At 70.5% G+C, this 12985-nt stretch carries 11 protein-coding genes; 5 read left to right on the top strand and 6 right to left on the bottom strand.

Going from position 1 to position 12985, the window contains the following annotated elements; genetic code table 11:
- The first annotated feature begins 80 nt into the window (after nt 1-80).
- The 4 genes from CP970_RS32305 (at nt 81) to ybaK (ending at nt 4358) form a co-directional block, all read left to right on the top strand.
- Nucleotides 81-1655, top strand: coding sequence for a hypothetical protein (locus tag CP970_RS32305; RefSeq protein ID WP_055550320.1), 1575 nt, complete (start codon nt 81-83; stop codon nt 1653-1655).
- A gap of 426 nt (nt 1656-2081) precedes the next feature.
- Nucleotides 2082-3053, top strand: coding sequence for a hypothetical protein (locus tag CP970_RS32300; RefSeq protein WP_055550376.1), 972 nt, complete (start codon nt 2082-2084; stop codon nt 3051-3053).
- Nucleotides 3054-3055: 2 nt separating this feature from the next.
- Complete coding sequence (locus CP970_RS32295) at nt 3056-3802, top strand: LON peptidase substrate-binding domain-containing protein (RefSeq protein WP_055550318.1); 747 nt, start codon at nt 3056-3058, stop codon at nt 3800-3802.
- Between the two features lie 52 nt (nt 3803-3854).
- Complete coding sequence (gene ybaK / locus CP970_RS32290) at nt 3855-4358, top strand: Cys-tRNA(Pro) deacylase (RefSeq protein ID WP_055550316.1); 504 nt, start codon at nt 3855-3857, stop codon at nt 4356-4358.
- Between the two features lie 196 nt (nt 4359-4554).
- Here ybaK and CP970_RS32285 read toward each other — a convergent pair whose 3' ends face one another.
- The 4 genes from CP970_RS32285 to CP970_RS32270 all read right to left on the bottom strand — a co-directional run bounded on the left by CP970_RS32285 (nt 4555) and on the right by CP970_RS32270 (nt 8474).
- On the bottom strand, nt 4555-5244 hold the full coding sequence (locus CP970_RS32285) for a DUF2567 domain-containing protein (RefSeq protein WP_063806145.1): 690 nt from the start codon (nt 5242-5244) through the stop codon (nt 4555-4557).
- Nucleotides 5245-5278: 34 nt separating this feature from the next.
- Nucleotides 5279-6100, bottom strand: coding sequence for an ABC transporter permease (locus CP970_RS32280; protein WP_055550312.1), 822 nt, complete (start codon nt 6098-6100; stop codon nt 5279-5281).
- A gap of 43 nt (nt 6101-6143) precedes the next feature.
- Nucleotides 6144-7124, bottom strand: a complete 981-nt coding sequence (locus CP970_RS32275) for an ABC transporter ATP-binding protein (protein WP_055550374.1) — start codon at nt 7122-7124, stop codon at nt 6144-6146.
- Nucleotides 7125-7241: 117 nt separating this feature from the next.
- Nucleotides 7242-8474, bottom strand: coding sequence for an NYN domain-containing protein (locus tag CP970_RS32270; RefSeq protein ID WP_055550310.1), 1233 nt, complete (start codon nt 8472-8474; stop codon nt 7242-7244).
- A 329-nt stretch (nt 8475-8803) separates the two neighbouring features.
- Here CP970_RS32270 and CP970_RS32265 point away from each other — a divergent pair, with 329 nt between their 5' ends.
- Complete coding sequence (locus CP970_RS32265; protein ID WP_055550308.1) at nt 8804-8983, top strand: hypothetical protein; 180 nt, start codon at nt 8804-8806, stop codon at nt 8981-8983.
- Between the two features lie 63 nt (nt 8984-9046).
- Here the strand turns inward: CP970_RS32265 and CP970_RS32260 are convergent, their stop codons facing one another.
- Nucleotides 9047-9256: a hypothetical protein gene (locus tag CP970_RS32260; protein ID WP_055550306.1), complete on the bottom strand. Its 210-nt coding sequence runs from the start codon at nt 9254-9256 to the stop codon at nt 9047-9049.
- A gap of 123 nt (nt 9257-9379) precedes the next feature.
- Complete coding sequence (dnaE, locus tag CP970_RS32255; RefSeq protein WP_055550304.1) at nt 9380-12922, bottom strand: DNA polymerase III subunit alpha; 3543 nt, start codon at nt 12920-12922, stop codon at nt 9380-9382.
- Nucleotides 12923-12985: the final 63 nt, after the last annotated feature.

Genomic DNA, 12985 nt, shown 5'->3' with positions numbered 1-12985 from the left:
CTAGCGTTCAGGCCGTCACGGAACGGGCATGAACAGGTGTACGAAATACAAACGCACGTGGCACGGGGAGGACGGAAGCAGTGGCCGACGGCACCGGCATCGGGGACCCGCCGGACGGACTGACCGCCGCGGAGATCGGCATGTGGCAGGCCTTCCGCAACGGCAGCGTCTACGACCTCAGATCGGGCGACGCGACCGTGGACGATCCGCACGGCGGCCACCCCTGGGGGCCCGAGCGGAGCGTGCGCGCGCGCATCGTGTGCTGGCTACTGCTCGACGGACCGCCCGCGCTCGCGGGCCGCGTCTCCTCCCTCAAACTCGCGGGCGTGCAGGTCACCGACGCGCTCGACCTCGCGGGCGGCACGGTCGTCCCGTACACCGAGATGAAGCACTGCCGCTTCGAGAAGGAGATCGTCGTCCCGGAGGCGCGCTTCACCACGCTCCGGCTCGTCGACTGCGCGATCCCCCGCTTCGAGGCCGCCCGCCTGCACACCGAGGGCGACCTGCACCTGCCGCGCTGCCGGATCCACAACGGCATGCGCCTCACCGACGCCCACATCGGCACCGACCTGCTGCTCAACCAGGCCGTCGTCTACCGCGACCGGCGCGGCAACTCGATCCTCGGCGACGGCCTCTCCGTCGGGCAGGACCTCCAGGCCGAGATGATGGAGTCGCACGGCATGCTCAGCCTGCGCGGCGCGAAGATCGGCGTCTCGCTGAGCCTGCGCGGCAGCCTGCTCACCAACCCCTACGGCAAGCGCGCCCTGAACGCCCCGCAGCTGACCGTGGAGCGCTCGCTCTACCTGACCCCGGCGGGCCTCGGCAACCCGTCCCTGACCAGCGGCACGACCCCGGCGCGCGGCACGCGCGTGCAGCGCTTCGAGTGCCAGGGCGGGATCCGTCTGGACGACGGCAGGTTCGGTGACGCCATGGACCTCACCCAGGCCCGCTTCACGCTCCAGAGCGACCAGGAGCTGTCGCTGCGCCGCGTCCAGACGCCCGAGCTGCGCTTCCTCGGCGAGGCGCCGCAGCGCGGCAAGGTGGTGCTGTCCGGCGCCAAGATCGTCACCCTGATCGACCGGTCGGCGAGCTGGCCGGGCCCCGGCTGTCTGCAGATGGGCGGCTTCACCTACGAGAACCTCGTCCCGCAGGGCAGCTTCCCGCTCTCCCTGCGGCTGAGCTGGGTGGCGGCCGCGACCGCGGAGTACAACCCCGAGCCGTACGAGAAGCTCGCGACCGTCCTGCGCAACGGCGGCGAGGACGCGGACGCCCGCGAGGTGCTCCTCGCCAAACAGCGCAGGCGCCGCGAGACGCTGCCGCTGGCGGCGAAGCTGTGGGGGTACGCGCAGGACTGGACGGTCGCGTACGGCTACCGCCCCGGCCGGGCCGCGGTCTGGATGGCCGTGCTGTGGGCGATCAGCGCGGTGGCCTTCGCCCGCGCCGACCACCCCGCGATCAAACCGGGCGAACACCCCAACTGGAACCCGGCCCTGTTCACCCTGGACCTGCTCCTGCCCGTCATCGACCTCGGCCAGGACAGCTACTGGCAGCTGCGCGGCGGCTGGCAGTGGTTCGCCGCGGTCCTGATCCTCCTGGGCTGGATCCTCGCCACGACGGTGGCGGCGGGGGCGACGCGGTTGCTGCGCCGCAGCTAGGCGCTGCGCTTGGCTGGGGCGGTGTGGGTGTGCCCTCCCCCCGGCGTGGGGCTGTGCGCCATCTGCGGGAGCGTCGTGGCTTGTCGCGCAGTTCCCCGCGCCCCTTAGGGGTCCTGCCGGTCGGGTCGCTGCTGCGGGAGCATCGTGGTTGCTCGCGCAGTTCCCCGCGCCCCTTAGGGGTCCTGCCGGTCGGGTCGCTGCTGCGGGAGCGTCGTGGTTGCTCGCGCAGTTCCTCGCGCCCCTTACGGGGCGCTGCGCCGCCGAACCGTTATCCATCCGGAGGCAACCTTCCCCACCCCTGGACCGTCATCCCTGCGCAACCAACAATCGAGCAACCACGACGGTGACCGGCGAGTCCGCGCGAGCGGGGCCGGTTGAGGCGTAAAGGAGGGCACGGTGCTGCGTGCCTTCATCCGTACCGCCCGCATGGTCCGGCACACCCCGCGGCTCGCCGCCGGGCTGCCGCCGGACGACGAGGTGCTCCTCGACGTCCCCGACGAGCGCCTCGCCCCCGCACTGGTCGCCGCGGGCCGGGGCGACTACGGACCCGCCGCCAAGCTCCTCGCCACCTCCCGCGAGGCCGCCGAGTGGGAGAACCGCGACCGCTACACGACGCGGCTCGCCGCCTTCGCCCGCTCCCGTTCCGAGTGGTTCGACGACTGGCTCGGCGCGTCCCCGCACGACCCGGACGCCCTGCTCGTCAAGGCCGAGCTCGCCGTGATGCGCGGCTGGGAGTCACCGGCCCGCGTCGAGCTGCTCAGGGACGCTGGCCCGCTGCTCAGCGCCGCCGCCGACGCGGATCCGCGCGACCCGGTGCCCTGGCGGATCGCGCTCGACCACGCGCGCGGCACCCACGCCCCCCACACCGTCTTCGAGCAGCTGTGGGCGGAGGCGGTGCGCCGCTCCTCGTACCACTACGGCTGCCACGCCTCGGCCCTGCAGTACCTGTCCGCCGCCTGGTACGGCTCGCACCGCGAATGCTTCGACTTCGCCGAGCGCGCCGCCCAGGACGCGCTGCCCGGCTCGTTGATACAGGTCCTCCCCGCCCGCGCCGCCTTCGCCTACCTCACCAGCCCCTCGGGCAACCTGCCGCGCGAACGCCTCGACGCGGCGGCCGACCTCGCGATCGGCCTGTCCAGGGAGTACGACAGCGGCGACCCCTGGCCCGCCGAGGTCCGCAACCTCCTCACCTACGTCCTGGTGCGCCTGGAGCGCTGGGAAGACGCCCTCGAACAACTGCGCCTGATCGGGCCGTACGCGACGTCCTTCCCCTGGGACCGGATGGCCGACGATCCGCTCGGCCAGTTCCTGGAACTGCGCGACGGCGTACGCATAGAAGTCGCGTCGATGACCCCGCTGCGCACTCCGCGGGACCGCGCGCGCCCCGGTGAGCATTAGGCTTGCCGGTCGTGACCACCCGGCTTCCGCTCTTCCCGCTCAACTCGGTGCTCTTCCCCGGCCTCGTACTGCCGCTGAACGTCTTCGAGGAGCGATATCGCGCCATGATGCGCGAGCTGCTCAAGACCCCCGAGGAGGAGCAGCGCCAGTTCGCCGTCGTCGCGATCCGCGACGGCCTGGAGGTGGCGCCGAGCGCGCCAGGACTCCCCGATCAGACGGCGCTGCCCGAGCACGGCCCCGCCGCGGGCTTCGGCGACGACCCCCTCAAGGCGTTCCACACGATGGGCTGCGTGGCCGACGCGGCGACCATCAGAGAACGCGACGACGGCGGCTTCGAGGTGCTCGCCACCGGCACGACCCGGGTCCGGATCCACTCGGTCGACACCTCGGGCGCCTTCCTCACCGCCGAGGTCGAAGAGGTGCCCGAGGAGCCGGGCGAGGGCGCGGGAGCTCTCGCCGAGGGCGTGCTGCGCGCCTTCCGCTCCTACCAGAAGCGGCTCGCGGGGGCGCGCGAGCGCTCCCTCTCGACGGGCGCCGAACTGCCGGACGAGCCGTCCGTGGTGTCGTACCTGGTCGCCGCCGCCGCCGTCCTGGACACCCCCACCAAGCAGCGGCTCCTGGAGTCGGACGACACCGCGGCGCGGCTGCGGGACGAGCTGAAATTGCTGCGCGCCGAGACCGCGATCATCCGTAATCTGCCGTCGTTGCCCGCGACGGAACTGACGCGGGGCACCACGAGCCTCAACTGACGTGCGGCCACGGCCGCCGGGGGCCACGAGCGACGTAAGGGCGCGAGCGATCATGGCGAAGAAGCAGAAGAAGCAGACGGGCGCGGGCGGCACGCCCGCGACGGTGGCGCTCACCGCGGCGGGCACCGCCTTCACCGTGCACTCCTACGAGCACGACCCCGCCCACCCCTCGTACGGCGACGAGGCCGCCGAGGCCATGGGCGTCTCGCCCGACCGGGTCTTCAAGACGCTGGTCGCCGAGGTGGACGGGGAGCTGACCGTCGCCGTCGTGCCCGTCGCGGGCACCCTCGACCTGAAGGCACTGGCCGCCGCGGTCTCCGGCAAGCGCGCCGTCATGGCGGACCCGGCGGCCGCCGAGCGCACCACGGGCTACGTCAGGGGCGGCATCTCCCCGCTCGGCCAGCGCAAGAGGCTCCGTACGGTCCTGGACGACTCGGCGTCGGCGCACGCCACGATCTGCGTGTCCGCGGGCCGCCGCGGCCTTGAGGTCGAGCTGGCACCGGCCGACCTCGCGGCGCTCACGGACGCGGTCCTCGCGCCGGTGGGCCGGGCCTGAGCCGTGGGCACACCTCGTATCCGTACGACGTGAAAGTGCCCTCGACACCCGCGCGGGGCGGGACTAAGAACCCAGGGCATGTCGAAGAAGACGCGCATGCGCAAGTGGCGGGCGAAGAAGCGCAAGGCCAATCACGGCAAGCGCCCCGCCTGAGACCTCAGGCCTCAGGCCTCAGGCCTCAGGCCTGATGGTCCGCCTAGGAACCCATTCCTTCGGGATGGCCGTCGCTCCGGGGCCCTTCGTAGGGCGCGTGTCCCGCGTAGGGCGCCGGATACGGCTCCGGGTCCCTGGGCCCGAACAGCCCGGTGAGACCGAGGTGCACGACGAGCGCCGCCACCGGCCAGGCGAGCAGCACGCCCTTGGCCTTGAGTTCGAGCGGCGCGTCGAAGACGACGCCCTTGCCGACCGCCTTGGCGTGCGCGACGACGTCCGTCTCGGGACCGAACAGGATGCCGACCCGCCAGGCGATCAGCGCCGCGCCGAGGCTGCCGAGCGCGAGCCCGACGACCAGCGGGAGCCCCCCGCGCTTGCGCCACAGGAAGGCGACCACTCCGCAGACCACGCCGAAGGCCAGCGCGAGCAGGGTGAACGTTCCGTCGATCGCGATCGCCTGCTCGCCCTCGGTGTCCTTGAGGTACACCGCCTTGCCGTCCGAGATGAGCGGCACGCGCGGCGTGAGCCACATCCACAGGAGTCCGACCAGGAGGCCGCTGACGGCCACCGCCACCGCGAGCACCGCGGCCTGCCGCACTTCGGTCTTCATGCCGGGCCCGTCCTCCTCGTATCCGTAAGGAGTCGCGGCTCCCGACGTCTGCGCGGGTGCCTGCCAGGGGTCGTTCGCGTGCTCGTCGTGCGGCGGTTGGGAGGGTGTCAACGGTGCGGTCACCCACACATCGTGCCAGTACTCCCTGTGCGGCGCGTCACCGGACGGCCGCCCGGCGGTACGCCCAGGTGGCGACGGCGAGCGACGCGACGCCGACCCCCGCGCAGACCGCCAGGTCGAGGGCGACGACCGCCCAGTCCGGATCGGGTCCGAACGTGCGGGCGAAGGCTTCCACGCCGTACGTCGAGGGCAGCAGGTCACGCGCGAACTGCAGCACCGTCGGCATCCGGTCGGCCGGGAGCACACCGAGCAGCAGCGCCGCCGACATGCCCATCTGACCGAGCAGCGTGGCGAGTTCGGGCCGTGGCGCGAGCAGCCCGAGCGCGGCGCCGAGCCCCGCGAGGGCGGCACCGGCGAGCGGGATCACCGCGATGAGCACCCACAGGTGCGTGAGCGGAAGCCCGAAGAGCCCGCAGCCGACGATCGCCGTGACGACCGTGCCGGGCACCGTGAAGGAGGCGTACGCGGCCGCGGCGCCGAGCACCACGGCGGCGGGCGGCACGGGCAGCGTGGCGTAGTGGTCGAGCCCGCCGTCGGCCCGCAGCTGCCCGAAGTACTGCGCGAGCAGGTTGAGCGCGACGAACGCGACGACGAGCACGGAGGAACCGGCGACGACCGCCCGCGCCTCCCCGCCCCCGTCGACGACGCCGCGCATCAGGATCATGATCCCGACGGACTGGAAGGTCGCCACGAAGAGCAGCGGAATCCGCGCGACCCGCGCCCGGGACAGCTGGGCGCGGTAGACGGCGGACAGCGCGGGAAAGAGCCGCGCGGCCGGCGCGAGGGGCGCGGGCCCGTCGACGTCGCGCTCACGGCTGACGTCGGCCCGCACCGCGGCTTCCAGAGGAACCGCACTCACCGGACAACCCTTCTGTCACTGTTCCTACGCACACTGCTCGGTGTCATGCCTTGACCAGCCCCCGCCCACTCCCGCCCAACGCAAGATAGACGTCTTCCAGGCTGGGCGTGGCCAACGTGAAGTCGTCCAGAGCGGCGAACGCGGCCCCGCCGGTGACCGCTGCCACCGCGGCCCTCGCCTCGTCGGGCGCGAGCCGCAGCGACCACCGCCGCCCCGATTCCACCGCGGAGGAGCGCAACGCCGCCACCTCGGGAACGTCCAGCGGCGCCCGCTCCCGCCACACGAGCTCCACCCGGACCTCGTCGGCGACCTGTTCCTTGAGCCCGGCCGGAGTGTCGCAGGCGATGACCTTGCCCTGGTCGAGCACGGCGACCCGGTCCAGGACGGTCTCGGCCTCGATGACGTTGTGCGTGACGAGGAGCACCGTCGTGCCCCGCTCGGCCCTGCGCCGGTCGATCGCCGCCCAGACGGCCCGCCGTGCGACGGGGTCCATCCCGGTGGTCGGCTCGTCGAGGACGAGCAGCGGCCGCTCCCCCACCAGCGCGGTGGCGAAGCAGGCGAGCCGCCGCTGTCCTCCGGAGAGCTTCTTCAGCGGGCGCGTGGCGAGGTCGGTGAGCCCCAGCTCCTCAAGGACCGCGTCCCGCTCACCGCGCGCCTGCCGTACGTCGAGTCCGCGCAGCCGCCCGGTCGTCTCGACGGCGAGCGACACGGTCAGCTCGTCGAGCGCGGTGGACTCCTGCCCCAGATAGGCGAGGATCCGCGCGGCCCGCTCGGGATGGCGCACGATGTCGTGGCCGAGGATGTCGACGGCGCCGCTGTCGGGCCGCATCAGGCCTGTCAGCTGGCGTACGAGGGTGGACTTGCCCGCGCCGTTGGGCCCGAGCAGGCCGAAGATCTCGCCGCGCCGGACCGTCAGGTCGATCCCGTCGGTGGCGCGGACCTCGGGCGTCGCGGGCCTGCCGCGCCTGGCGCGGGCGGCCGGGTAGGTCTTGACCAGGTCGCGCACCGCGCAGACGGCGTCGATGCCGAATTCCTGACGGAGTCCCTGTCGGACTGCCGGTGCCGGGCGCGTACTCACGAAGGACGAGCCTACGGGGTCCGCGGGCACGAACGACGCCCGGGGCGCCCCCGGCGCCCCGTATCAGTCACCGGCGCGGTCCCCCGCGGGCGCGTGCTCCGCGGCCGTGCGCACGTCGATCTCCCGCCAGAAACCCGCCCTGATCGCATACCGGTCGTGCTCGTCGATCTGGTCGTCCTTGTGGGCGAGCAGGCCGAATCGTGCCGCGTAGCGCAGCAACTCGCCGTCGACGCGGTGCGGGATGCGGGGGTACATCGTCGACAGCTTCTGCAGGTTGTGCTGTTCCGGGAGCCGGGCCATCCAGCGGCGGGCGAACACCTGTCCCACCTCGTACGGGTCGCCGCCGACGGTAGTGATGTCCTCCTCGCGGTCGGCCCAGCGCTGCTCGGCCGTCGTCAGCTGGGCGAGGGTGGGCAGGGCGGCGATCTCGGGGCCCTCGGGCGCGCCGCCGGGCCGCTCGACCCAGCCCTTGTCGGAGGACCAGCGCAGCGTCGCGTTGGCGGGGTGCTGCGCGGGCTGGGTGCCGGGTCCGCGCAGCGCCGCGAGGTCCTTGGGGGTGGGCACGCCCTTGCCCGCGGGCATCCGGTGCTCGCCGCCGTCGCCGTTGGCCGAGGTCTCCGGGTGCCGGGCGGGGGCCTCCTCGGCGCGCTGGGCGGCGGCCGCGAGCGCGGACTCCGGCAGCGGCGCGGAGAGGATCGCGGCGATCTCGGGGCGCGGCACGGGCGGCGGCGCGCAGCTGCCGGTGAGCTCCTTGGGGCGGACGGCCTTGGTGATCCAGTTCCGGTCGAGCACCCGCCGCTCGTCGGCCTCGGCGACCAGGTCCTCGGACTGGTTGTAGTCCCCGTCGGCGGCCTGCACGGCCCACAGGTGGACGGCGACGCCGTGCTCCTTGGCGGCCATCATGCCGGGCAGCAGATCGCCGTCGCCGGTGACGAGCACGATGTCGGAGCAGGCGCGGTTGCGGGCGAGCTCGGTCAGCTCGGCGTGCATCGCGGCGTCGACACCCTTCTGGGCCCACCGTCCGTCGCTGCGGGTCAGGGCGCCGAGCCTGACCGTCACGCGGGGCATGACGCGCAGCCGCCGGTGCTCGGGCTGCGGCACCCGGTCGGGTGCGCCGTCGAACCAGTAGATACGCAGCAGAGGGCGCTCGGTGTCGGATTCCGCGCGCTCGCGCAGGCCCTGGATCAGGGCGGTGTGATCGACGGTGATCCGGGACCTGGAAGGCTCGCCCGCGAGGAGACTCGCGGCGGCACCCAGCAGATACCCGGCGTCCACCAGGACGATGCAGCGGTCCACGCGATCCACCCTCTTTCCCTGGAGATTCCCTGGTGTTCATGGAAGTTCCCGAAAAGTGCCCGGAGGTTCCTGGACGTTCCCTCGAAGGCCCACGAAGACACCCCGTAAGGGCAACGAATCAGGGTGTGGGTCCGCGTCGGGTTTCCTTCGAGTCTGCCCGACCCGGCAGAGGTTAACGGCCCGAACTCGATCTTCGGCGTGGCGCATCGGATGTTCACTCTCCGGCGGCCCTTATTACGCACGGTAATTCTCCGAAATGCGCACCTTGGTGCCATATGTGAATCTGGTCGCGTCCTGGCCCCCAGATCCCCCTCAGGAGGAAGATCACCATGGCCAAGAACAAGAACCGCAAGCAGGGCGGCCAGCAGAACCGCGCCTCGCAGGCCGAGCAGGCGCAGGAGCAGTCCAAGTCGACCGCGACCGAGGCCCAGTCGCCGCTGCAGTCGCAGGCCCAGGGCAGCCCCGCGGACGTCGCCCGCAAGCACCAGCGCCGCTTCGGCCACAACTGACGGCCCCCAGACGCACGCGAGGGGCGCACCCGGTCCGGGTGCGCCCCTCGCGACATGCGTGCGTCAGTCGGTGAAGCCGTGCCGCTCGTGGGCGACCATGAACGCGCTGGGCTTCTGGAGTTCCGACAGACCGGGCCTCGCGACCTTGCGGCCGCCCTGGATGACCTCATAGGCCACCCGCACGTGGGACACCCGGTCGGCGAACTCCATCTGCGGGAAATAGGACTTGAGCGCCCGGCGGGTCGCCTCCGGGGACTGGTGCGTCTCACGCATCAGAAATACGGCCTTGTCGACAGCGGCACCATTCACGGCACTCAACCCTCACACGCGAGAAGAAGTAGATGCACTATGCATCTTACTCCCCGAGATGTCCGGTTCGAATAAGTAAGGGGCCGGTCAGCCCGCCAGGCAGGACGCGCCGAGCAGCACCTTCAGATCGCCGAAGAGCGCCGGGTCGGGCTTGACGCGATGCCGGTCGAGCCGGAGCACGGTGGTCTTCTGCGCCCCCTGGAGCTTGATCCGCACCTCGCTGTTGCCCCGGTGGTGGCTGAGGACCTCGCCGAGGCGGGTGATCATCGGCGGGCTCACCTTGACCGTCGGAATGGTGATGATCACGGGCGCGTTGGTGCCCGCGTTCGACAGGTCCGGGACCTGCATCTCCATGGCGACGAGCCGCGGCACGTCCTCGCGCTTGTCCAGGCGCCCCTTGACGAACACCACGGCGTCCTCGACCAGTTGGGTCGACACCAGCTGGTAGGTGGCCGGGAAGAACATGCACTCGATGGAGCCCGCGAGGTCCTCCACGGTCGCGATGGCCCAGGCGTTGCCCTGCTTGGTCATCTTGCGCTGGAGGCCCGAGATGATGCCGCCGATGGTGACCACCGAGCCGTCGGAGAAGTCACCGCCGGTCAGCTGTCCGATGCCCGCGTCGGCCTTGTCGGACAGGACGTGCTCCAGGCCGAAGAGCGGGTGGTCGGAGACGTACAGACCGAGCATCTCCCGCTCCTGGGCGAGCAGGTACGTCTTCTCCCACTCGTCCTCGGAGAACTCCACGTCGAGCCCGAAGCCCGGCTCGTCGCCGCCGGTCTCCTCACCCATCCCTCCGAAGAGGTCGAACTGGCCCTCGGCCTCCTTGCGCTTGACCGCGACCACGTTGTCGATCATCGGCTCGTACTGCGCGGTCAGGCCCTTGCGGGTGTGGTTCATGGTGTCGAACGCGCCCGCCTTGATCAGCGACTCCGTAGTGCGCTTGTTGCAGGCGGTCGCCTCGACCTTGTCGAGGTAGTCGGGGAAGGAGGTGAACCGCCCCTTCGCCTTGCGCGACCGGATGATCGACTCGACCACGTTCGTCCCGACGTTACGGACGGCCTCCAGACCGAAGAGGATCACGTCGTCGCCCTGGGCGGCGAAGTTGTGCACCGACTCGTTCACGTTCGGCGGGAGCACCTTGATGCCCATGCGGCGGCACTCGTTCAGATAGACGGCCGACTTGTCCTTGTCGTCCTTCACCGAGGTGAGCAGCGCGGCCATGTACTCGGCCGGGTAGTTCGCCTTCAGATAGGCGGTCCAGTAGGTGACCAGGCCGTACGCGGAGGAGTGCGCCTTGTTGAACGCGTAACCGGCGAAGGGGACCAGGACGTCCCACAGGGCCTGGATCGCCGCGTCCGAGTAGCCGTTCTTCTTCGCGCCCTCCTGGAAGAGGACGAAGTTCTTCGCCAGCTCCTCGGGCTTCTTCTTGCCCATCACGCGGCGCAGGATGTCGGCTTCGCCGAGCGAGTAGCCCGCGATGATCTGCGCGGCCTTCTGCACCTGCTCCTGGTACACGATGAGGCCGTAGGTGAGGCCCAGCGTCTCCTTCAGGGGCTCTTCGAGCTCCGGGTGGATCGGCGTGATCTCCTGGCGGCCGTTCTTGCGCTCGGCGTAGTTCGTGTGCGAGTTCATGCCCATCGGGCCCGGCCGGTACAGGGCCGAGACGGCGGAAATGTCCTCGAAGTTGTCGGGCTGCATCTGGCGGAGCAGCGAGCGCATCGGGCCGCCGTCGAACTGGAAGACGCCGAGCGTGTCACCGCGGCAGAGCAGTTCGAAGGTCTTCGGGTCGTCCAGTTCGAGGGAGAGCATCTCCAGGTCGATGCCCTTGCCCGCCCGCACCATCTTGACGGCGTCGTCCATGATGGTGAGGTTGCGCAGGCCCAGGAAGTCCATCTTGAGCAGGCCGAGCGACTCGCACTGGGGGTAGTCCCACTGCGTGATGGTGACGCCGTCGGTGTGGCGCGTCCACAGCGGCGCGTGGTCCACGATCGGCTCGCTGGACATGATCACGCCGGCCGCGTGCACACCCATCTGCCGGACCAGGCCCTCCACACCCTTGGCGGTGTCGATGACCTTCTTCACGTCCGGCTCGTTCTCGTACATCCCCCGGATCTCGCCCGCCTCGCTGTAGCGCGGGTGCTTGGGGTCGGTGATGCCGGAGAGGTCGATGCCCTTACCGAGGACGTCGGCGGGCATCGCCTTGGTGAGGCGGTCGCCCATCGCGTACGGATATCCGAGCACGCGCGCGGAGTCCTTGATGGCGTTCTTCGCCTTGATCTTTCCGTACGTGCCGATCATGGCGACCTTGTCGGCGCCGTACTTCTCCGTCACGTACCTGATCACTTCGACGCGCCTACGCTCGTCGAAGTCGATGTCGACATCGGGCATGGAGACGCGCTCGGGATTCAGGAACCGCTCGAAGATCAGCCCGTGCGTGATCGGGTCGAGGTCGGTGATGCCCATGGCGTACGCGACGATCGAACCGGCCGCGGAGCCTCGGCCCGGACCCACCGCGATGCCGTTGTTCTTGGCCCACATGATGAAGTCGGCGACCACGAGGAAGTACCCGGGGAACCCCATCTGGATGATGATGTCCATCTCGTACTCGGCCTGCTTCTGCCGGTCGTCGGGGACACCTCCCGGGTAGCGGCGGCCCATGCCGACCCGGACCTCTTCCTGGAACCAGGTGACTTCGGTGAAGCCCTCCGGGATCTCGAACTTCGGCATCAGGTCGCGCTTCTCGAACATGCCGGTCGTGTCGATCTGCTCGGCCACCAAAAGCGTGTTCCGGCAGCCCTCCTGCCACGCGTCCGAGGAGTCGATCGCGTACATCTCATCCGTCGACTTCAGGTAATAACCCGTCCCGTCGAACCGGAAACGATCCGGGTCGGACAGGTTCTTACCGGTCTGGATGCACAGCAGGGCATCGTGCGCCACGGACTCGTGCGCATACGTGTAATGCGAGTCGTTCGTCACCAACGGCGGAATGCCGAGCTTCTTGCCCACCCGCAGCAGGTCATCGCGGACCCGGCGCTCGATGTCGATGCCGTGATCCATCAGCTCCAGGAAGTACCGGTCCTTGCCAAAGATGTCCTGGTACTCGGCGGCCGCCTTCACCGCCTCGTCGAACTGCCCCAGACGCAGCCGGGTCTGCAGTTCACCGGACGGGCAGCCGGTGGAGGCGATCAGGCCCTCCGACCACTGGGAGATCGTCTCCTTGTCCATGCGCGGCCACTTCTGCAGCCAGCCCTCGGCGTAGGCGTCCGAGGACAGCTTGAAGAGGTTGTGCAGCCCCGTCTCGTTCGCCGCCCAGATCGTTTTGTGCGTATAGCCACCCGAACCCGACACGTCGTCGCGCTTCTGGTGCGGCTGGCCCCACTGGATCTTCCGCTTGTTCCTGCGCGACTCCGGGGCGACGTACGCCTCAATCCCGATGATCGGCGTCACCCCCGCCTTCTTCGCCGTGTGGAAGAAGTCATACGCACCGTGCAGGTTTCCGTGGTCCGACATCGCGATATGGGTCATGCCCATCTCATTGGCCGCGTCGAACATGTCCTTGAGCCGCGCGGCACCGTCGAGCAGGGAGTACTGCGTGTGCACGTGCAGGTGCGTGAAGGGCGGCTTGGTCACGGCGGAAGGCCTCCGGAGAACGCTGGGCGACAGGCTGCGGACAGTCTGGGGGGACAGCGTGGA

The organism is Streptomyces kanamyceticus (assembly GCF_008704495.1).
Classification (GTDB): Bacteria; Actinomycetota; Actinomycetes; order Streptomycetales; family Streptomycetaceae; genus Streptomyces; species Streptomyces kanamyceticus.
Note: the sequence above shows the minus strand (reverse complement) of the source record. Positions and strands in the feature narration are given on the sequence as shown.